This window comes from Phaeobacter sp. HF9A, from assembly GCF_011806385.1.
GTDB lineage: Bacteria > Pseudomonadota > Alphaproteobacteria > Rhodobacterales > Rhodobacteraceae > Epibacterium.
Window position 1 is genome coordinate 1 of record NZ_JAATOX010000076.1, and the last position, 19756, is coordinate 19756.

19 protein-coding genes are annotated in these 19756 nt (G+C 63.2%); 12 read left to right on the top strand and 7 right to left on the bottom strand.

The window, feature by feature from the left end; genetic code table 11:
* The coding region (locus HCZ87_RS13630) for an autotransporter domain-containing protein (protein ID WP_167644430.1) at positions 1–2052 on the top strand (2052 nt) is incomplete at its 5' end.
* A gap of 88 nt (positions 2053–2140) precedes the next feature.
* Here the strand turns inward: HCZ87_RS13630 and trxB are convergent.
* Positions 2141–3082, bottom strand: coding sequence for a thioredoxin-disulfide reductase (gene trxB, locus HCZ87_RS13635; RefSeq protein ID WP_167644431.1), 942 nt, complete (start codon positions 3080–3082; stop codon positions 2141–2143).
* Positions 3083–3349: 267 nt separating this feature from the next.
* Here trxB and HCZ87_RS13640 point away from each other — a divergent pair, with 267 nt between their 5' ends.
* The gene (locus tag HCZ87_RS13640) at positions 3350–3850 is read left to right on the top strand and encodes an Lrp/AsnC family transcriptional regulator (protein ID WP_167644432.1); all 501 of its coding nucleotides are present in this window, start codon (positions 3350–3352) and stop codon (positions 3848–3850) included.
* 108 nt (positions 3851–3958) lie between these two features.
* Positions 3959–4120: a hypothetical protein gene (locus HCZ87_RS13645; protein WP_167644433.1), complete on the top strand. Its 162-nt coding sequence runs from the start codon at positions 3959–3961 to the stop codon at positions 4118–4120.
* Between the two features lie 114 nt (positions 4121–4234).
* On the opposite strand, the gene HCZ87_RS13650 is transcribed toward HCZ87_RS13645, so the two are convergent.
* From HCZ87_RS13650 to lgt, 4 genes are all read right to left on the bottom strand, one after another.
* Positions 4235–5005 carry a Hint domain-containing protein gene (locus HCZ87_RS13650; protein ID WP_167644434.1) on the bottom strand — a complete coding sequence of 257 codons (771 nt, stop codon included), beginning with the start codon at positions 5003–5005 and terminating at the stop codon, positions 4235–4237.
* A gap of 380 nt (positions 5006–5385) precedes the next feature.
* Entirely contained in the window at positions 5386–6153 is a 768-nt protein-coding gene (gene pgeF, locus HCZ87_RS13655) for a peptidoglycan editing factor PgeF (RefSeq protein WP_167644435.1), read from the bottom strand.
* On the bottom strand, positions 6150–7223 hold the full coding sequence (locus HCZ87_RS13660; RefSeq protein ID WP_167644436.1) for a class I SAM-dependent methyltransferase: 1074 nt from the start codon (positions 7221–7223) through the stop codon (positions 6150–6152). The genes pgeF and HCZ87_RS13660 overlap by 4 nt, the downstream gene beginning before the upstream one ends.
* Positions 7220–8128 carry a prolipoprotein diacylglyceryl transferase gene (gene lgt / locus HCZ87_RS13665; RefSeq protein WP_167644437.1) on the bottom strand — a complete coding sequence of 303 codons (909 nt, stop codon included), beginning with the start codon at positions 8126–8128 and terminating at the stop codon, positions 7220–7222. Before lgt ends, HCZ87_RS13660 begins: the two co-directional genes overlap by 4 nt.
* A gap of 113 nt (positions 8129–8241) precedes the next feature.
* Here lgt and HCZ87_RS13670 point away from each other — a divergent pair, with 113 nt between their 5' ends.
* The 5 genes from HCZ87_RS13670 to HCZ87_RS13690 all read left to right on the top strand — a co-directional run bounded on the left by HCZ87_RS13670 (position 8242) and on the right by HCZ87_RS13690 (position 11673).
* Positions 8242–8487 carry an accessory factor UbiK family protein gene (locus HCZ87_RS13670; protein WP_167644438.1) on the top strand — a complete coding sequence of 82 codons (246 nt, stop codon included), beginning with the start codon at positions 8242–8244 and terminating at the stop codon, positions 8485–8487.
* A 513-nt stretch (positions 8488–9000) separates the two neighbouring features.
* On the top strand, positions 9001–9501 hold the full coding sequence (locus tag HCZ87_RS13675) for a YbjN domain-containing protein (protein ID WP_167644439.1): 501 nt from the start codon (positions 9001–9003) through the stop codon (positions 9499–9501).
* Positions 9502–9546: 45 nt separating this feature from the next.
* Positions 9547–10362, top strand: a complete 816-nt coding sequence (gene proC / locus HCZ87_RS13680; protein ID WP_167644440.1) for a pyrroline-5-carboxylate reductase — start codon at positions 9547–9549, stop codon at positions 10360–10362.
* Complete coding sequence (locus HCZ87_RS13685; protein WP_167644441.1) at positions 10355–10705, top strand: tRNA-binding protein; 351 nt, start codon at positions 10355–10357, stop codon at positions 10703–10705. Before proC ends, HCZ87_RS13685 begins: the two co-directional genes overlap by 8 nt.
* Positions 10705–11673: a D-glycerate dehydrogenase gene (locus tag HCZ87_RS13690; RefSeq protein ID WP_167644442.1), complete on the top strand. Its 969-nt coding sequence runs from the start codon at positions 10705–10707 to the stop codon at positions 11671–11673. Before HCZ87_RS13685 ends, HCZ87_RS13690 begins: the two co-directional genes overlap by 1 nt.
* Positions 11674–11750: 77 nt before the next feature.
* Here the strand turns inward: HCZ87_RS13690 and HCZ87_RS13695 are convergent, their stop codons facing one another.
* On the bottom strand, positions 11751–12362 hold the full coding sequence (locus tag HCZ87_RS13695; RefSeq protein WP_167644448.1) for a thymidine kinase: 612 nt from the start codon (positions 12360–12362) through the stop codon (positions 11751–11753).
* A 453-nt stretch (positions 12363–12815) separates the two neighbouring features.
* On the opposite strand from HCZ87_RS13695, the gene HCZ87_RS13700 reads away from it, so the two are divergent.
* Positions 12816–13274 carry a hypothetical protein gene (locus HCZ87_RS13700; protein WP_167644443.1) on the top strand — a complete coding sequence of 153 codons (459 nt, stop codon included), beginning with the start codon at positions 12816–12818 and terminating at the stop codon, positions 13272–13274.
* 80 nt (positions 13275–13354) lie between these two features.
* Here HCZ87_RS13700 and HCZ87_RS13705 read toward each other — a convergent pair whose 3' ends face one another.
* Positions 13355–14479, bottom strand: a complete 1125-nt coding sequence (locus HCZ87_RS13705; RefSeq protein WP_167644444.1) for a beta-ketoacyl-ACP synthase III — start codon at positions 14477–14479, stop codon at positions 13355–13357.
* A gap of 182 nt (positions 14480–14661) precedes the next feature.
* Between HCZ87_RS13705 and HCZ87_RS13710 the strand changes: the two genes are divergently transcribed.
* Genes HCZ87_RS13710 through HCZ87_RS13720 form a run of 3 tightly spaced genes read left to right on the top strand, consistent with a single transcriptional unit; the run spans position 14662 to position 19281 of the window.
* Positions 14662–15129 carry a MarR family winged helix-turn-helix transcriptional regulator gene (locus HCZ87_RS13710; protein ID WP_167644445.1) on the top strand — a complete coding sequence of 156 codons (468 nt, stop codon included), beginning with the start codon at positions 14662–14664 and terminating at the stop codon, positions 15127–15129.
* A 17-nt stretch (positions 15130–15146) separates the two neighbouring features.
* Positions 15147–16214 (top strand): efflux RND transporter periplasmic adaptor subunit, encoded by a 1068-nt coding sequence (locus HCZ87_RS13715; protein WP_167644446.1) that lies wholly within the window; start codon positions 15147–15149, stop codon positions 16212–16214.
* Between the two features lie 10 nt (positions 16215–16224).
* Positions 16225–19281 (top strand): efflux RND transporter permease subunit, encoded by a 3057-nt coding sequence (locus HCZ87_RS13720; protein ID WP_167644447.1) that lies wholly within the window; start codon positions 16225–16227, stop codon positions 19279–19281.
* Positions 19282–19756 lie beyond the last annotated feature (475 nt).

Below are 19756 nucleotides of genomic sequence, written 5' to 3' on the forward strand. Positions count from 1 at the left end.
GTGTCCTCGGGCGACCTGACGCTGAGCGGCGCGGATCTGTCCTTTGGCAGCGTCAGCATCGCCGATACGGCTGAGCTCATCGTCTCCGGCAGCCTGTCGGGCAGCACGGGTCTGGCGCTGGTGGGCGGCAGCCATGGCAGCATCACCAACTCCGGCACCATCGAGGGCACCGACACCTACGCCATCAGCAAGAGCGCCGGCACCAGCTATGATCTGACGCTGGACACGGGCTCGAACCTCATTGGCCAGGTGCAGGCCGACAGCAGCGACAGGCTGACGCTCAAGGGCACCGGCAGCGAGGATGAAGACCTCAAGGGCTTTGGTTCGCTCACCATGGCGGGCAGCGCCTGGACGCTTTCGGGCGACGTGCAGGCGGATGCGCTGGCTGTGTCCTCGGGCGACCTGACGCTGAGCGGCGCGGATCTGTCCTTTGGCAGCGTCAGCATCGCCGATGCGGCGAAGCTCATTGTCAATGGCAACTTCAACTCGTCGGGTGCGACGACCGTGGGCAGCGGATCGCGGCTTGGCGGTTCCGGCACGGTTGGGGAGACCACCGTTCAGTCCGGTGGCATTCTCAGCCCCGGCAATTCCATCGGCACGCTCCACGTCACCGGCGATGTGACCTTCAATGACGGGTCTTTCTATGAGGTCGAAACCGATCCAACCGGGACCTCCAGCGACAAGATCATTGCCAGCGGAGATATCGTTCTCAACGGCGGGACGGTGCAGCATATCGGCTTTGACGGAAGCTACGATCCCTATGCGAGCTACCGGATTCTGGAGGGCGGCACCGGGTTGACCGGTTCCTTTGATGGCGTGACATCCGTTTACGCCTTCCTTGATCCTTCGCTGATCTATGATCGGGTCAATTACACCATTGATCTGCAACTCCTGCGCAATGATGTCAGCTTCTCTGATAAGGTGGGGACCGGCAATCAACGCGCTGTTGCAGCTGCCGCTGAAGCGACCGGGTATGGCAATGCGGTCTTTGACGCGGCGGTCACGCTGCCTGATGACGCGGCGGTGCTTGGCGCGGCCTTTGACAGCCTTTCCGGCGAGTTGCACGCCAGTCTGCAATCCAGCCTGGTGGAGAATACGGGCCTGCTGCGCACCAAGCTTGGCCAGCGTCTGCGGTCTGCCGGTTCGCAGGGTGCCGCGCAGGGCGATGCATATGCGTCCAGAGCCGCAAGCGGGGCGGATATGGTATGGGCTGAAGATACGCCGGAGCTCTGGATAGAAAGCTTTGGGGCCTGGACACGCAAGGATGGCAATGACAATGCCGCAGCCCTGCGCGGAAACACCGGCGGCTTCCTGGTCGGCGCCGAGATGACACCGTCTGACGCAGCCCAGATTGGGGTATTCGCGGGCTATGGCCAAACGGAGATTGATGTGTCCGAGCGCGGCTCCAGCGCCACGGCCGACAGTTTCCACATCGGGGCCTATGGCGCGCGCGCGGTTGCGACCGGGGCCGGTCTGCTCTGGCTGCGCGGCGGGGCCTCCTACAGCCTGAGCGATGTCGACAGCGAACGGACCGTCGCCATGGGCGCACTCACCGGCGTACAGACGGCGAATTACCACGCCGGAACGGCGCAGATCTTCGGCGAGGCGAGTTGGAACGTCGATCTTGGGCAGGCCAAAATCGAACCCTTCGCAGGTCTGGCCTGGGTCGGGCTCAACAGGGACGATTTCACGGAGGCTGGCGGTGCTGCGGCGCTGGCGGGCGAGTCACAGGACATGTCGACCTTCTTCACCACCCTGGGCGCGCGCGGATCGGCGCAGGTCGAGATCGGCACATTGCCGCTCGAACTCACCGGTGCGCTTGGCTGGCGTCATGCCTTTGGCGATGTGACACCCGCGTCCACCGCGCGCTTTGCCGGCGGGGGGGCGTTCACGGTCGAAGGGGCAGCGATCACCCGCGATGCTGCGCTTCTGGAGGCCGGAGCCACGCTGTCACTGAGCGATATGACGCAGCTGACCGTCGGCTATAAGGGACAGATCTCGGACGATGCCCGCGAACATGCGCTGACCCTGCGCCTGTCCGCCCGGTTCTGAGCGAAACAGATCGCAGGAATAAAGAGAGCTCCCGAAGATCACTTCGGGAGCTCGTTTTGGTCTTCCGCTCTTGGCTGAGCTTGGGTGTTTACTCTTGCCCGGCGAGGAAGCGTTCGGCGTCCAGGGCGGCCATGCAGCCCATGCCGGCGGAGGTCACGGCCTGGCGGTATTTGTGGTCGGTGAGGTCGCCGGCGGCGAAGATGCCGGGGATCGAGGTCTCGGTGGAGCCGGGTTTGACCGTCACATAGCCGCCGTTATGGGTTTCCAGCACATCCTTGACCAATTCGGTGGCGGGGGCGTGGCCGATGGCGACAAAGACACCTTTGCAGGGGATCTCGGTGATCTCGCCGGTCTTGGTGTGCTTCACCCGCACGCCCTCGACACCGAGGGGGGCGTCGGTGCCGATGACCTCGTCGAGCTCGTGGAACCAGAGCGGGGTGATCTTTTCGTTCTTCATCAGCCGGTCGATCAGGATCTTTTCGGCGCGCAGCTCGTCGCGGCGGTGGATCAGCGTGACCTTGGAGGCGAAGTTGGTGAGGAAGAGGGCCTCTTCCACGGCGGTGTTGCCGCCGCCGATCACCACGATTTCCTGACCGCGATAGAAGAAGCCGTCACAGGTGGCGCAGGCAGAGACGCCAAAGCCCTTGAACTTCTCTTCCGACGGCAGACCCAGCCATTTGGCGCGCGCACCGGTGGCCAGGATCACCGCATCCGCCGTATAGGTGGCGCCGCTGTCGCCCTTGGCCACGAAGGGGCGGGCGCTGGTGTCCAGCGAGGTGATGATGTCGCTGATGATCTCGGTGCCCATGGCGCGGGCGTGGGCCTCCATGTTGACCATCAGGTCGGGGCCCTGGATCTCGGTATGGCCGGGCCAGTTCTCGACCTCGGTGGTGGTGGTCAGCTGGCCGCCGGGTTCGATGCCCTGAACCAGGATCGGTTCCAGCATGGCGCGGCTGGCGTAGACGCCGGCGGTATAACCGGCCGGGCCGGAGCCGATGATCAGGACCTTGGTGTGGCGCGGGTCGCTCATGTGATTTCCTCACGTGTCAGGGCAGATGTCTGTGTTTGCGGGCTTGCCGCCGTCGGAGACTGCATATAACTGCGACGCGCGCCTGCTTAAAGCCCCCTCGTGCCCGCCGCATAGCCGGCCTGCGCGCCCGGGCCCTGCACAAAGCTGCGGCAGGGCGCACCAGGCAACGCGTCCAAGGCGGTATTATTATTGCGAGTTGGTGCAATAATATTGCGCCAGCGCGGGGTTTTGGTATAAGAATGACAAATCTGAAGAGAAGGCACCCCAATGGTCACCACACGTCTGGATCCGATCGACCGGAAGATTTTGTCGGAGTTGCAGGCCGATGGCCGAATGACGAATGTCGAATTGGCCAGACGCGTCGGAATCTCTGCGCCGCCCTGCCTGCGTCGGGTGCGGGCGCTGGAGGAGGCGGGTCTGATCCGCGGCTATCACGCAGAGGTCAACGACCGCGAGCTGGGATTCGAAGTCCAGGTCTTTGCCATGGTGGGGCTGGAAAGCCAGGCCGAAGCGGAGCTGTCGGCCTTTGAAGCGAAATGCCGCGGCTGGCCGCTGGTGCGCGAGTGTCATATGCTCAATGGTGAGGTGGATTTCATCCTGAAATGCGTCGCGCCGGATCTGTCAACGTTTCAGCGGTTCCTGACCGGCGATTTGCTGACCACGCCGAATGTGGCGAGCGTCAAGACCTCGCTGGTTATTCGCGGCGCCAAGGACGAGCCGGGCGTGCCCTTTGACGTTCTGGAAGAGCGGCTGGCGCGCGAGGCCTGAGATCCGCAGTCCGCGGCGCCGAGGAAGCGCGCCGGTGATTTCCGAGATTGTCTGCGTCGGCGCTTTCGGGCATGAGCGCGGAAGCAAATGCAAAAGGTGGATCCATCCATGGACTACAAGAAATCCGGCGCCCCGAAACAGGGCAAGAACAAGCCGCGTCATAGCGAGCACAACGCCAAGGGATCGGCCAAGAACCCTTACAACCAGCAGCCCTCCAAGGCGGAGCTGCTGGAGCGCATGAAGGCGGCGGCGGCACAGAAGAAAGACTGAGTTCCGACACGGGGGCCGAGACGGACAGACGACAACAAAAGGGCGCGGTCGGTGACGATGCGCCCTTTTTCTATGCACCCCCGTGGCCCAGTTGCGGCGCGGCCCCGGCGCTGATCAGGCGTGAACCGCCCGGGCGCGCTCAAAGGCAAGGGGGCCGAAATCGGCGATGCTCTCGACGTGAGGGAACATGTTCAAGAACAAGGTCTTGATCGGGTAGCTCACCAGCCGCAGCGCGTCCGGTCCGGGATGGTAGGTTTCAAACTCCAGCCCGCCGACGCGGATCACCGCATGACGCGCGAGACAGAGGTGGTACATATCCACCGGAGCCGGCGGGGCGGTTTGTACGATGTTCATCCCGTCCAGGAACTCCTGAACCGGGGTCAGGACCGGGCGGTCGCTGCGCTGTGTGTGCCGCAGATGCGCGGGCGTGCGCAGCAGCCGCGCCGCCGGGCCTGCGACCACACAGGACATCGGCTTTTCCATCCCGAGGCTGTCGGCCATGAAGCTGGTCAGCGCCTGACCGTTGCCGCTGGCCGCTTTGCGACCGGGAATGAGCGTGGTCATGCCCTTCCAGATCAGCGTTTCATACTGTCCGTCGCGGGTCAGGATACGGTCGCCGGGATAGATATCCTCGATCGCAACCGGGCCGTAATCTGTTTCCAGCAAGGAGCCGCGGGTAAAGGCGGTGAAGGCCTGTTCAAACAGCGGCAGGGCCGGCGCGATATGGCGGGTTTCGGCGATATTGCCATTGGCCAGCAGGCTGGCGACCTCATAGCGGCGCAGCTGTGGCTTGGTGGCGCCGCGCAAGGGCGGCGGCTGGCGCAGCAAGGGTGTGGTTTCCGCAAGATTCGCGGCAGCGCGATGTAATGATTGAGGCAAAGTCATACCCCGGTCCCTCTGGTTTACGGCACAGCTTGCGGCCCCCACCGCATGGCATGTGCGTTGCATTGGTGCGGCGGCAGAAAATGCGTCGCCTTGCGGCCAGAGCGAGCATGAGCAGAGCATGCGGCAATCAGGCCTGCTGAATATGCATTCCGTTTTGCGGGAGTATTGAGGTCTGAATATGACCGGAGCGGGGAGATCCTCCGCGCATCTGTTAAAAATGTGTATCATTTCACATCACGCTTGCAGCATGTTGAATTGAAACAAAAATTATATATGAGGCCGCTTTACGTTGCGGCAGGCGCAGCGGACGTCACGCTGAATTGTGGCAAAATGGCGGTTTTGGCGTCACAATCTGGCCGCGCTGGCCAGATTGTGCGGGGTCAGAGCCGGATGCAGGAGATCAGCCGGCCGTAATCGGCCTCTTTGGCGTGGGTGCTGCGGCGATAGGAATAAAACAGGGCCGGGTCGGCATAGGTGCAGTGGCGGGTCCATTCGCTCTGTTCAATCCCGGCGGCGCGCAGCCGGGCGAGGCCAAGAGCGGGCAGGTCGAACAACAGCCTGTCTCCCACCCCCGAGGCAAAGAAGCGGGCGTTGCCCTGATCCTGGAGCATGAAGTCGTCAAAGAACTCCGGTCCCACCTCGTAGTTGCGCTGCGAGATGGTCGGCCCGATGACCGCGCGAATACCGGCCCGGCTGGCGCCAAGGGAGAGCATGGCCTCGATGGTGGCCTCCAGCACGCCATCAAGAGTGCCGCGCCAGCCCGCATGGGCGGCCCCGATGACACCGGCCTCCGGGTCGGAAAACAGCACCGGCTGGCAATCCGCCGTCAGCACCGAGAGCACCAGACCCGGCGTGGCGGTGACCAGCGCATCCACCCGCGGGCGGGGGGCGTCGGGGTCTTCGGGCAGGCCCTCGACCACGGCGACCTCGGCGGAATGCACCTGATGCATGGCGACCAGCGCCTCGACGGGGGCATCCATCGCTTCGGCGACGCGGTTGCGGTTCAGCAGCACCGCCTCGCGCTGATCCGACGATCCCGTGCCGCAGTTGAGCCCGGCAAAAATGCCAGAAGAGGCCCCGCCCTTGCGGGTAAAGAACCCGTGGCGCACGGGCGACAACAGATCGGAGGTGACAATTTCCAGCGTCATTTTTCCAGTCCTGCGGGGGGCGAGCAGCGTGCGGGGAAGAGTCCCAGCACCTTGAACAGGGTTCCCATTTCATCCGGGTGCGTCAAGCGCCGATGTGCCGCGATATGCTGATTGAGCGCCTCGCCGTCCAGATGCGCGGCCAGGGCGCGGGCGCGGTCGGTGATGCCGAGCCGCTCCAGAAACACGCCTTGGGTGGTCAGGCGGCTATGGGCGCAGCCGCTGGCGCGGGCGGCGTTGGCCAGGGTTTCAAAATCCACATGCGCGGTCAGGTCCGCCTCGCCCGGGGCGGTGAGCGGATCGGTCGGGCGATGGGCGCGCAGCGCTTGCAGCGTATCCCCGAGCGAGCGCCAGTCGCCATAGTCGATCAAGAGCGCGGCACCGCGGTAATCCGCGATGCGTTGGGCGATGGCCTCGGTGATCACGCTGGCAACCTCGCAGAGCTCCACCAGATCACCGTCGCGGGTGTCGCCCTCGCGATGCGCCAGCGCGGGTTGCGGCGCGGCAGCGGCCAGGCCCAGCGTCAGCGCGCCACTGTCAGGATCCATGCCGATCCTGCGTTCGCACCAGCCGTCGCCCGCGCGCTGGAACTGGCGGATCGGCAACGCGTCGAAGAATTCATTGGCGATCAGGAACAGCGGTTTTTGCGGCAGGTCTTCTACCGAGGGGAGCCAGTGCGGGCGGTAATCCTGCAAGGCCCTGGCCTGCTGTTCGCGCATGCTGGGCGAGGCCTCGACCAGCGCCAGTTCCATCGCGTCGTGAAAGCCGGGCACGGCGCGGGTGGCGCGCAGCAGATCCGCCATCAGGGTGCCGCGCCCGGGGCCGAGCTCGGCCAGCACAAAGGCGCTGGGGCTGCCCTGATCAAGCCAGGATTGCACCAGCGCCAGGCCGATGAGCTCGCCAAACATCTGGCTGATTTCCGGCGCGGTGATGAAATCCCCGGCGGCGCCGATGGGTGTGGAGGTGGTGTAATAGCCATATTTCGGATGCAGCAGGCATTCGGATATGTAATCCGCCAGGCTCAGCGGCCCATCCAGGCTGATCCGGTGTTTCAGACTCTGCATCAGGCTCATGCGGGGGCCTCCGTTGTGGTGGCGCGACGGGCGCGAAGCAAGAACCACAGCCCCAGTGCGATCATCGGCAGCGAGAGCGCCTGTCCCTGGGTGAGCCCATAGCCGTTGATCTGCCAGGCCAGCCCCAGGGGGTTGCCGGGGGAGACGAACTGCGCATCCGGCTGGCGGACAAATTCCACCAGACAGCGGGCCAGCCCATAGCCGGTGAGGAAGGTGCCAAGGATTCGCCCCGGCGCGTGAAAGGCCTGACGGCGATAGACCAGCCAGAGGATCAGCGCGCCCAGGATCAGCCCCTCCATCGCCGCTTCATAAAGCTGGCTCGGGTGGCGGGCGCAGATCTCGCCCAGGGGCTGGCCGCAGTTCTGGGCGGCGGCGCCGGGAAAGGCCACGGCCCAGGGCAAATCGCTGGCGCGGCCCCAGAGCTCTGCATTGACGAAATTGGCCAGCCGCCCCAGCAGCAGGCCCGGCGCAACCGTGTGGGCCACAAGATCAGCCATCGACAGCACATTGATGCCTTGGCGGCGGGCATAGGCCCAGGCGGCCACTACCACGCCGAGCAGCCCGCCATGAAAGGCCATGCCGCCCTCCCAGACCCGCAGGATCTGCGCCGGGTTGGCCATAAATCGCGCGGGGTCATAAAACAGCACATAGCCCAGCCGCCCGCCGAGGATCACCCCGAGGATGATCCAGGTCATCAGGTCCTCGACCTGCCGGGCTTCCATCGGCGCGGTGTTGTTCGGCCAGAGCGCGGGGCGGCGGATGGCGCGCAGGGCAAGACCCCAGGCGATCAGGATCCCGGCGATATAGGCCAGCGCATACCAGCGCAGGGCAAACTCCATGCCAAAAAGCGTGACCGAAAAGAGTTCCGGCGAAAGGTTCGGGAAGGGGATCATCTGAGCCAACATTTTGTCTCTGTGCCTCTTTGGGGGGAGGGCTGTCAACGGCTTGCCGTTTGGGCCGCGAGTGCCCATATAGGGGGTAAGCCTCACAGAGGTAAGACATCAACCGGGAGATGGCCATGCAGACCCGCAACAAGATTATGGATGATATTTCGCAACTGATGACCAACGCCATGGGCGTGGCACAGGGCGCGAAAGACGAAGCCGAAACGGCAATGAAGGGCGTCATCGACCGCTGGCTGGCGGATCGCGATTTTGTCACCCGCGAGGAATTCGACGCGGTGCGGGCAATGGCACAGAAGGCCCGCGAAGAAAACGAAGCGCTGAAAGCGCGGCTGGATGCGCTGGAGGCGAAATCCGGCTGACCGCTGTCAGCGCCGTGTGATGCGGCAATGTAATCCAACGGGAAAAGGGATGCGCGGGCGCATCCCTTTTTCTGTCTGAGCCGAAGGGGCTGCGGCAGGGCCGCAGCCCCTTCGTCCGCTGGCGTGCGTGGCATTTGTTGTGCAGGACTATGGCCGGGGGATTCGATTGGCTCGCGCGCGTTCGGGTGGCGCGGCACAGCAAGTGGTTGCTCCGTCCGTCGCAGGGCGGGCGTTACAGGTGGGGCATAAAGACGATGTTTCAGGTCCCGACCCTTTGGCAACAAGGTCTGGCGCCGCTTCTCCCTCAGCCTAGCACAACAACGATATTTTGCTCAAGTTTTCGATCCATCCACAACTTATTGCAGTTGTCCCCAAATAAAGGGTTGCCAGCGCTGCCTCCGGCGCCCACCATATTTGGTAGGGAGAGAGGCAAGATCCTCGCTCCTTAGATCACAGAGCTAGCATTAGGGGCCCTCTGCGGGCGCGAAAGCTAGAGACCAGAGAGGTGGCATCATGGCACTTTCCGAGCATCACGTCGAAGACGACCTTCATCCGATCGACATCGTCGAGAACCTGGCCTGTTCCCATGATTGGGATTTTGACCGGATCGCCGATGATCAGATCGCCATGGCAGTCGAGGGGCAGTGGCGGACCTATTCGCTGACCCTGGCCTGGTCGGATTACGACGAGACCCTGCGCATGGTGTGCAGCTTCGAGATGGAGCCGCCGGAGGCCAAGGTGCCGCAGCTCTATGAGCTGATCAATCACATGAACGACCAATGCTGGGCGGGGGCCTTCAACTACTGGCCCGAGCACAAGCTGATGCTGTATCGCTACGGTTTGGTGCTGTCGGGCGGGCAGATGGCGACGCCGGAGCAGGTCGGGGCCATCGTTGAGGCCGCCGTCAGCAATTGCGAACGCTACTACCCGGCGATCCAGCTGATGGTCTGGGGCGAGCGTCCCGCCAAGGAGGCAATGCAAGTCGCCATTGCGGAGGCCTACGGGCGCGCGTAAGTCTTTTCCATCAGCATGAAACCGAACGGCAGATGAGGGATTATCATGGATATGGAGCAGATCGTGGCCCGTGGGCTGGTACTCTTGGGCTGTGGCAAGATGGGATCGGCCATGCTCAAGGGCTGGCTGGAGCGCGGGTTGCCCAAGGAGGCGGTCTGGGTGATGGACCCCAACCCTTCGGACTGGCTCAAGGCGACCGGTGTGCATATCAATGCGGCGGTGCCGGAGCAGCCTGCAATCGTGCTGGTGGCGGTCAAGCCGCAGGTGATGGGCGCGGCGCTGCCCTCGCTTAAGGATTATGGCGGCGGCGAAACGCTGTTTATCTCGGTGGCGGCGGGCACCTCCATTGCCACCTATGAGGCCAAGCTGGGCGCGCAGACGCCGATCATCCGGGCGATGCCGAACACTCCGGCCGCCGTGGGGTGCGGGATCACCGCGCTGATCGGCAATAGCCACACAAGCGCGGCGCATATCGAACAGGCCGAGGCATTGCTTTCGGCGGTGGGGCAGACCGTGCGTCTGGACGACGAGGCGCAGATGGATGCGGTGACCGGCGTCAGCGGTTCCGGCCCGGCCTATGTGTTCCACCTGATCGAGACGCTGGCCGCGGCGGGCGTGGCACAGGGGCTTTCCGAGGCGCTGTCGATGCAGCTGGCCAAGGCCACCGTGGCGGGGGCGGGGGCGCTGGCGGAGGCCGCCGAGGAGACGCCGAGCCAGCTGCGCGTCAATGTGACCAGCCCCAATGGCACCACCCAGGCGGCGCTGGAGGTCCTGATGGATGAGGAAAGCGGCTTTCCGCCGCTGTTGAAGCGCGCGGTGGCGGCTGCGGCGAACCGGTCCGAGGAGTTGTCGCGTGGCTGAGATTAGCTTTGACGAGTTCCTGAAGGTCGATGTGCGTGTGGGCACCGTGCTGCGGGCCGAGACCTTTCCCGAGGCGCGCAAGCCGGCCATCAAGATGTGGATTGATTTTGGCGCCGAGATCGGCGAGCGCAAGACCTCGGCCCAGGTGACGGCGCATTACACGCCGGAGGCTCTGGTCGGCAAGCAAGTGATGGCGGTGGTGAATTTCCCGCCGCGCCAGATCGGCAAGTTCATGTCCGAGGTGCTGGTGCTTGGCCTGCCGGACGAGACCGGCGAGATCGTGCTGATCGGCCCCGACGGGGATGTTCCGGCGCTGGTGCCGACCGGCGGGAGGATGCACTGATGGCGGCGGCAGGGGCCGCGCGGGTGCTGATCACCCGGCCGATGACGGCGGCGGTGAACGCGCGCGCGCAGCTGGGTTTTGACGTGGAAATCCGCCAAAGCACCGCTCCGATGTCGCCCGAGGAGATGATCGAGAGCCTGCGTGCCTTTGATGTGGTGGTGCCCACATTGGGCGATGCCTATAGCGCAGAGATCTTTGCCGCGGTGACAGATCCGCGCTGCAAACTGCTTGCGAATTTCGGCGTTGGCTATAATCATATTGACGTGGCAGCGGCGCGCGCTGCCGGGCTGGAGGTCACCAATACCCCCGGGGCGGTGACCGACGCGACGGCGGATATTGCGCTGACCCTGATGCTGATGTCGGCGCGTCGTGCGGGTGAAGGCGAGCGGCTGGTGCGCTCGGGGAGCTGGCAGGGCTGGCATCCGACGCAGATGCTGGGGCTGCATCTGAGCGGCAAGCGGCTGGGCATTGTCGGGCTGGGGCGCATTGGCGATGCGATCGCGCGGCGGGCGCATTTCGGGTTTGGCATGGAGATCGCCTATGTCGCGCGCAGCGACAAGGAGACCAGCTATCCGGCTGAGCGCGCCGAGAGCCTGCTGGCGCTGGCGGCCTCGGTCGACATGCTGGTGATCGCGGTGCCCGGCGGCGCCGAGACGCGACATCTGGTGGGTGCAGAGGTGCTGGCGGCGATGCCGCCGCATGCGCATCTGATCAATATCGCCCGTGGCGAAGTCGTGGATGAGGCGGCCCTGATTGCGGCGCTTGAGACCGGGCAGATCGCGGGCGCGGGGCTGGATGTCTATGAGTTTGAACCCAAGGTGCCAGCGGCGCTGCGGGCGCTGGATTGCGTGACCTTGCTGCCGCATCTGGGCACGGCGACCGAGGAGGTGCGCAGCGCCATGGGCCATATGGCGCTGGACAATGTGGCGGCGTATTTGGCGGGGGAGCCGCTGCCGAACAGGGTCTGATGCGCCTGTTGCGGGCGGCGCTTTTGAAGGGGCGCTGCCCCTCCTGGCCGTAGAGGCCAGTTCACCCCGGGATATTTTCAGTTAGAAGAAGAGCGGGCTCTGGCTGGCAGGTCGCCCATCGCGGCGCGCCAGTGGCGGCGACAGAGTGAGACATAGCTTTCGTTGCCGCCGATCTGCACCTGGTCGCCTTGGGTCAGAACATTGCCTTGATCGTCCTGTCGCACGACCATGGTGGCTTTCTTGCCGCAATGGCAGATGGTGCGCACTTCGCGCATCTCATCGGCAAGCGCCAGCAAGGTGGCGGAGCCGGGAAAGAGCTTGCCCTGGAAATCCACCCGCAGCCCATAGGTCAGCACCGGGATATCCAGATCATCCACCACGCGCGCCAGTTGCCAGACCTGATCGGGGGTGAGGAACTGGGCCTCGTCCACAAAGATGGCGGCGATGGCGCCGCTGTTGGCTTGTTCTGCGGCGATCCGGTCAAAGAGATCATCCTCGGGGCGAAACACGTCTGCCTCGGCGCCGATGCCGATGCGCGAGGCGATCCGCCCCGCACCGGCACGGTCGTCGATCTGCGCGGTGAGCAGATAGGTGCGCATCTTGTTTTCGCGGTAGTTATGCGACGCCTGCAACAGCACGGTCGATTTACCGGCGTTCATGGTGGAGTAGTGAAAGTAGAGCTTGGCCATGGCGGGGATGTAGCGGCAGAGCGCAGGGGAGGGAAGGCCAAATTCGGTCTTGCGCTTGCGTGCGCAGGCCGGGCTGCCAGGCGCGCCGGTTTTCAAATGTCGAAAATCTTATGTGTTTTATTGCGTGTGGAGCACGGCGGGGCCGTGTCGCGGTTTGGTTGAAAACGCGATGCCCCCGACGGGGTGAGCCGACAGATCTGTGGGCGCATATCCCGCAGGGGCATCGTGAATGGCAGACCAATTACCTCATATGATCGGCTACACACTCACTAAACCGACCACTGATACCCGCCAGACCGTTACGCTCACTCACACCACTTTATAAATCATCAAGTGACCACGGCGGGTATAGCAATACCATAGCGAGTCGGCTAAGCAGTCTTAATGGGAAATTAATACCGGGGTTCCCCCAAGCGTGATGGCTGGGGGCTCTTATTCGGATGAAAGAGTAGTATGGCGGACATAGGAACCTATCTCAAAAAGCATACTGAAGCATTGGTAAAGGATGTCGGGATCGAGGCAGCCTGTCAGATCACCGGCAAATCAAAGGCTACATTGGGCCGCTATTACTCCGATAACCCCGAACATGGGGATCGCTATATCCCGGTGGATGCGGTGGCCAAGCTGGAAGGGGCGGCCTCCTTTCCGCATGTCACCTCGGCGCTTGCGGATCTGAAGAATATCACCCTGTCCTATTCCGGCGAAAAGGGCGCGACGTCCCGTCCCGGCGGGGTCAACACCGATGTGATCGCGCTGAGCCGTCGGTTTGCGCAGCTGATGAGCGAATATCAGGATGCGATCGAAGATGGCATTATCACCGTCAACGAGGCCAAGCGGCTGCTGCGGGAAACGGTGCTGTTGCAGCAGGTGCTATTGGATATGAAGCTGCATCTGCAAGAAGAGAGCGCCTGATCCGGCTGGTTGCGCCATTCAGATCCTTGATGCGATGAAGCGCGCCCCGAGGGGCGCGTTTTTGTTTGGAACGCGCGCCCTTAGCCGTGGCGGCGCAGCAGCACCGAGCCGACCGAATAGCCCGCGCCGAAAGAGCAGATCAGCCCGGTGTCGCCCTCGGCCAGATCGTCCGAGTTCTGCGAGAAGGCGATGATGGAGCCGGCCGAGGAGGTATTGGCGTAGTCTTGCAGCACATTGGGCTGCTCTTTCGGCGTCGGGGTGCGGCCCAGGGCTTTTTTGCCGATGAAATCATTCATGGATTTATTGGCCTGATGCAGCCAGAGCCGTTTCAGATCCGCCGGGCTGATGCCCTCATCGGCCATATGGTCTGCGATATGCTGGCTGACCAGCGGCAGCACCTCTTTGAACACTTTGCGGCCATTTTGCATGAACTGCATGTCGCGGCGCTCGTTCAGCCCATCGGGGCGGGTGCGGCGCAGAAACCCGTTGTTGTTGCGGATGTTGTTGGAAAACTGGGTGGCGCAGCGGGTGGAGAGCACCTCGAAATGGGCGCCGCTGGCATCTTCCTTGCGTTCGATCAGGGTGGCGGTGGCCACGTCACCAAAGATGAAATGACAATCGCGGTCCCGCCATTCGTGGTGGCCGGAGCAGATTTCCGGGTTCACCACCAGCGCCGAGCGGATGGAGCCGGCGCGGATCATATCGGCGGCGGCCTGAATGCCGAAGGTGGCCGAGGAGCAGGCGACATTCATGTCAAAGGCAAAGCCATGGATGCCGAGGAGCTGCTGGATCTCGATCGCCACGGCGGGGTAGGGGCGTTCCATATTGGAGGCCGCACAGATCACCGCATCCACATCGGCGGCGCTCTTGCCCGCCTGGGCGAGGGCCTTTTGGGCCGCATCCAGCGCCATTTCGGCCATCAGGCCGGGTTCGTCGTCGCCGCGTTGCCGGAGAAGGGGATGCATCACCTCGGGATCCAGAATGCCGGATTTATCCATCACATAGCGGTTCTCGATGCCGGAGGCTTTGACGATGAATTCCTCGGAGGAATATTGCAACGGCGCGCGCTCTCCTGCGGCGATGGCCTCGGCGTGGGCGTCGTTTTGCAGGTCTACATAGCGGTTGAACGCCTGCACCAGTTCGGCATTGGTGATGCGGTCTGCGGGGGTGAAAACCCCGGTTCCGGTAATGGCGGCTGTGTACATTTTTACGGTCCTGTTTGTGGCTCCTGCGCGGGCCAGGTCCCAAAGTGGCACATATAGGGCCCGCTTCGGTGAGGGAGGTCAAGAGCAGCGGCGGGCTGCCTTAACGGAAAGCCAGCATATTCTCCTTTAAATACTTCAGGAGCTGAACTATCTGGTTCGGATGGAGATGGACCCGGATTCACATGACTGACGTGATCGACGATTGGACGCATTTGACACCAGAGGTGCAGGCCATGATGGGGGTCTACGCCTTGCATTGGCAATTGGAGCAGCGTCTGAGCGAGACTAAATTCGAAGGGCCGTCGCTGGGGCGATCGGAATGTCAGGTGATTCTGTATCTTTCGGTGCCGCGGCGCATGGGAGAGCTGGCCCGTTTGACGCTCAAGGCGCCCTCTGCGGTGACCGCGGTGGCGGCGGCATTGGAACGTGTCGGGTTGATCCGTCGGGGAAGGGATGACCACGACGGGCGGGCCTGGGTCTTGGAGTTAACCGACGCGGGGCATCTGCGGCGGCAAGAGCTGGTCGCACGTGCGGCCGAAGTCTTTTACGAAACATCGGGTCTGAGCCGAGACGAAGCGAAACAGCTTGCCGGTCTGGCCCGAAAAATTCACCGAACGGCGATTCAGGCGGGCGCTGAGGGGCCATTGTGACGAAAAGTGGAGCGACAATGACATTACCATCAATTCGTGCGGCAGTTCTGGGGGCGCTTATGGCCCTGCCGCTGAACTCAGCCCTGATCCTGCCGGCCTTGGCGCAGGAGGAACCGGCGTTGAAACCGGTCAAGCTGATGCTGGCAGATGGCGGTGCGGCACCGTTGGAGCGGCAGTTCTTTGGTCAGGTGGCGGCGAAGGAAACCGTGGATTTGGCCTTTCAGGTCGGGGGGCAGGTGCTGGATCTGCCGGTCACCGAGGGCGACGTGGTGCCCAAGGGCAATCTGATTGCGCAGCTGGATCTGGAGACCTTCCAGCTGCAACTGGAACAGGCCAAGCTGAACAAGCAGCAGGCGGATCGGGCGCAGGCCCGCAATGCGCGGCTGGCGGGCACGGTCAGCCAGGTGGCGATCGAAGACGCCGAAACGGCCGCGAAACTGGCGCAGGTGGCCTTGCAGACCGCGCAGACCAATCTGGACCATGCGACGCTGACGGCGCCCTTTGATGCGCTGGTGTCCCAGCGCGAGGTGGCGGTTTTCTCCACCGTGAGCGCGGGCACGCCGATCGCGCGTCTGCATGACATGTCGGAATTGCATATCGAAATCGACGTGCCGGAGCTGCTGTTCCAGCGCGCCAGCGACAGTGATTCCTACGAAATTTTCGTCAGCTTCCCGGGCTCTACGACAGAATACCCGGCACAGATCCTGGAATATGCTGCGGAGGCCTCGGCGGTGGGGCAGACCTATCGGGTGACTCTGGCGATGGAGCCGCCAAAGGACCGCCAGGTCCTGCCCGGGGCGTCGACCACCGTCACGGTGCGGGTGTCGACCGGGCGGCACCGGATTTCGCTGCCGGCCACCGCGATCGTGATTGATCCCTCCGGCACCACGGGGGTGATGGTCTTTACCCCGACCGGCGCCGACAAGGGCGAGGTCCATTGGCGCGAGGTCGAGCTGCAACCGAACCAGTTTGGCAATTTCTACGTGCTGGCGGGCATCGAAGACGGCGACGAGGTGGTGCTGACCGGCGGCAGCGCCCTGGAAGACGGTCAGATGGTGCGCCGTTTCACCGGCATCAGTAACTGAGGATCGCGACATGGATATTGCACGCGGTGCCATTCAGCGACCGCTTTACACGTGGTTGCTCATGCTCTTTGCCCTGTTTGGGGGCATCTGGGGCTTTTTCAATCTGGGACGTCTGGAAGATCCGGCCTTTACCATCAAAAGCGCGGTGATCCAGACCACCTATCCCGGCGCCAGCGCCGAACAGGTGGCGCTGGAGGTCTCGGAGCCACTGGAATCCGCCATTCAAAAGATGGAGGAGGTGAAGGAGATCACCTCGGTCAACCGGCCGGGCGTGTCCTTGATCCAGGTGGATATGCAGGACACCTATGACGGCACCGAGCTGCCGCAGATCTGGACCAAGCTGCGCGCCCGGGTGCGCGACGCCGCGCGGCATCTGCCCGATGGGGTCAGTGAACCGCTGGTCAATGACAGTTTCGGCGATGTGTTCGGCATTTTCTATGCGGTGACGGCCGAGGGCTTTTCTGACAAGGAAAAATACGAGCTCGCCACCTATCTGCGCCGCGAGCTGCTGACGGTGGAGGGCGTTGCCGATGTGGCAATTGCCGGGCTGCGCAATGAAACGATCTATGTGGAGCCGGATATGCCGGTGGCCACCAATCTGGGTGTTTCGGTGCAGGCGATCGCCAATGCCATTGCCACCTCGAACTCGGTCACGCCCGCGGGCGAGATCAAGGACGGGCCGCTGAACACGCTGCTGCAAACGCCGGAGGGCACGGATTCGGTCTCCGAGATTGCCGGTCTGACCGTTGGCGTCGGTGGCGAGACCATCAATATCATCGACGTGGCCAATGTCTGGCGTGGCCAGGAAGAAGACCCCAGCGAACTGATCCGCTTTAACGGGGTTGAGGCCTTTACCCTTGGGGTTTCGGGCATTGCCAATGAAAACATCGTCGATGTGGGGCACCGGGTCGACGCCAAGCTGGCTGAACTGGACACGGATATCCCCTATGGGGTCGAGCGGCACCCGATCTATCAGCAGCACCTCGTGGTGGAGAAAGCCTCGAATGACTTCCTGCTGAACCTGGCGATGTCGGTGGCAATCGTGATCATCGTGCTGGCCGTCTTTATGGGCTGGCGCGCGGCGATTGTGGTGGGCACGACCTTGTTGCTGACGGTGGTGGGGACGCTGTTCTTCATGGCGATCTTCTCGATCGAAATGGAGCGGATCTCGCTTGGGGCGCTGATTATTGCCATGGGCATGCTGGTGGATAACGCCATCGTGGTGGCCGAGGGCATGCAGATCGCCATGTTGCGCGGGAAATCCTCGCGCGATGCGGCGCATGAGGCTGCCTCCAAGACGCAGATCCCGCTGCTTGGGGCGACGGTGATCGGCATCATGGCCTTTGCCGGGATTGGTCTCAGCCCCGATGCAACCGGGGAGTTCTTGTTCTCGCTGTTTGCGGTGATTGGCATTTCGCTGCTGTTGAGCTGGGTTCTGGGCCTGACCGCGACACCTTTGCTGGCGCATTACTTCTTCAAGCGTGGCAATGGCGAGGGCGGCGACGGCTATGACGGGTTGCTGTTCCGCGCCTATGGTGGCGTTCTGCGTGTGGCGCTGAAACTGCGCTGGCTGGTGGTTGCGGCCCTGGTTGGGGTGACGGTGGTTTGCTTCATGGGCTTTGGCATGCTGAAGCAGCAGTTCTTTCCGAACTCCAACACGCCGCTGTTTTATGTGCACTACAAGCTGCCGCAGGGCACGGCGATTGAGGCAACTTCGGCCGAGATGGCCAAGGTCGAGGACTGGCTGTCCAAGCGCGACGAGGTGGTTTCGGTGGCGACTTTTGTCGGCCAGGGCGCGACCCGCTTCCTGCTGACCTATTCGTCGGAGAAGGCCAACCCGAGCTACGGCCATCTGATCATCCGCACAGAGACGCTGGATCAGATCCCGCCGCTGCGCGCGGCACTGGACAAGTTCGGTGCCGAAAACCTGCCCGAAGGCGAATTCCGCACCGAGCGGCTGGTCTTTGGCCCCGGTGGCGGTGCGCCGATCGAGGCGCGGTTCTCCGGTCCTGATCCTGCCGTGCTGCGGCAATTGGCGCATGAGGCGAAACAGGCCCTGGCGGCGTCCAGCGACAAGGTGCTGAACATCCGGCAGAACTGGCGCGAGCAGGAGCTGGTGCTGAAGCCGATCTATGCCACGGACCGGGCGCAGACCGCAGGGGTGACACGCGATGCGATCTCCAACGCGTTGCAGTTCTCCACCACCGGCCTGGTGACCGGGGTGTTCCGCGAACGCGAACGGCTGATCCCGATCGTCATGCGCCGCCCTGCCGAGAACCCCTATAACCTGATGAATCAGGTGGTGTTTTCAGAAGCCGCAGGCAGTTGGATCCCGCTGGAACAGATGATCGATGGGATCGGCTATGAGGCGCAGAACACCTTGGTGCATCGTCGCGACCGGGTCTATACGATCACGGTGGGCGCTGATGTAACGGCCGATGTCACCGCTGCCACGGTGTTCAGCCAAGTGCAGGATGCCATCGAGGCCATCGAGGTGCCGGTGGGCTACAAGATGGAATGGGGCGGCGAGCATGAGAACTCCGCCGATGCCAACAAGAGCCTGGGCAAGCAGCTGCCGCTGTCGCTGCTGATCATGGTGCTGATTTCGGTGCTGCTGTTCAACGCGATCCGCCAGCCGATCATCATCTGGCTGCTGGTTCCCATGAGCGTGAACGGCGTGGTGATCGGCCTGATGGGCACCGGCCTGCCGTTTACCTTCACCGCGCTTCTGGGGCTTCTGAGCCTCTCTGGCATGCTGATCAAGAACGGGATCGTGCTGGTGGAGGAGATCGACATCGTGCGGCGCGAAGAAGACCTGCCGCTGCGCGAGAGCATCGTCAAAGCCTCCGTTTCGCGTCTGCGTCCGGTGATGCTGGCGGCGATCACGACCATCCTCGGCATGGCGCCTCTGATGAGCGATGCCTTCTTCGTGTCGATGGCGGTGACCATCATGGGTGGTCTCGCCTTTGCCACGGTGCTGACGCTGGTGGCGGCGCCGGTGTTCTACCTGATCTTCTTCAAAGGGGTGGAACGGCGCGAGAAAAAGGCGGCTGCGGCGGCGGGCTGACGACCCGCTCAGGGCCGCTGGAGCGGCGCGGACAATAAGAAAAGCCCCGGGGTGTCACACCCTCGGGGCTTTTCCATGAGGGGAGATCAAAGGTCGGCCATCACGCGAGGGGTGAGAGAGCAAAAGATGGCCTGGAGGGAACATGATCTTCCGCGGCCTTCTGGCTGCTCTGGTGGCCCTACTGTGCCTCTGCGCGCGCGGCGCGGCAATATGGGTGGCGTTATCCGGGCGTGAAATGCCGGGGGAATTTGCTGAAAATCCGAGTAAAACGCGGCACGCCTCTGCGGTCAGATCAGCGGCACAAAGGGGACGCCGCAGGCGGTCAGGCTGAGGAGAGCGAGGAGGGTAAGGAGTCGGGTCATTTGGGGCTCCGGGACTATGGGTCCGATCAGGGGACCCTGAGGCGCATGAAATAGCAAGGCAGTGTTTCGCGGATGTAAATGGCAGTGCCCTTTTTGTGGGGGGGATGGCGGGG

Coding starts and splice junctions, on each gene's coding strand:
- trxB (WP_167644431.1), bottom strand. CDS start 3,082: ATGAGCGACCCGCGCCACACCAAGGTCCTGATCATCGGCTCCGGCCCG.
- HCZ87_RS13640 (WP_167644432.1), top strand. CDS start 3,350: ATGGTCACCACACGTCTGGATCCGATCGACCGGAAGATTTTGTCGGAG.
- HCZ87_RS13645 (WP_167644433.1), top strand. CDS start 3,959: ATGGACTACAAGAAATCCGGCGCCCCGAAACAGGGCAAGAACAAGCCG.
- HCZ87_RS13650 (WP_167644434.1), bottom strand. CDS start 5,005: ATGACTTTGCCTCAATCATTACATCGCGCTGCCGCGAATCTTGCGGAA.
- pgeF (WP_167644435.1), bottom strand. CDS start 6,153: ATGACGCTGGAAATTGTCACCTCCGATCTGTTGTCGCCCGTGCGCCAC.
- HCZ87_RS13660 (WP_167644436.1), bottom strand. CDS start 7,223: ATGAGCCTGATGCAGAGTCTGAAACACCGGATCAGCCTGGATGGGCCG.
- lgt (WP_167644437.1), bottom strand. CDS start 8,128: ATGTTGGCTCAGATGATCCCCTTCCCGAACCTTTCGCCGGAACTCTTT.
- HCZ87_RS13670 (WP_167644438.1), top strand. CDS start 8,242: ATGCAGACCCGCAACAAGATTATGGATGATATTTCGCAACTGATGACC.
- HCZ87_RS13675 (WP_167644439.1), top strand. CDS start 9,001: ATGGCACTTTCCGAGCATCACGTCGAAGACGACCTTCATCCGATCGAC.
- proC (WP_167644440.1), top strand. CDS start 9,547: ATGGATATGGAGCAGATCGTGGCCCGTGGGCTGGTACTCTTGGGCTGT.
- HCZ87_RS13690 (WP_167644442.1), top strand. CDS start 10,705: ATGGCGGCGGCAGGGGCCGCGCGGGTGCTGATCACCCGGCCGATGACG.
- HCZ87_RS13695 (WP_167644448.1), bottom strand. CDS start 12,362: ATGGCCAAGCTCTACTTTCACTACTCCACCATGAACGCCGGTAAATCG.
- HCZ87_RS13700 (WP_167644443.1), top strand. CDS start 12,816: ATGGCGGACATAGGAACCTATCTCAAAAAGCATACTGAAGCATTGGTA.
- HCZ87_RS13705 (WP_167644444.1), bottom strand. CDS start 14,479: ATGTACACAGCCGCCATTACCGGAACCGGGGTTTTCACCCCCGCAGAC.
- HCZ87_RS13710 (WP_167644445.1), top strand. CDS start 14,662: ATGACTGACGTGATCGACGATTGGACGCATTTGACACCAGAGGTGCAG.
- HCZ87_RS13715 (WP_167644446.1), top strand. CDS start 15,147: ATGACATTACCATCAATTCGTGCGGCAGTTCTGGGGGCGCTTATGGCC.
- HCZ87_RS13720 (WP_167644447.1), top strand. CDS start 16,225: ATGGATATTGCACGCGGTGCCATTCAGCGACCGCTTTACACGTGGTTG.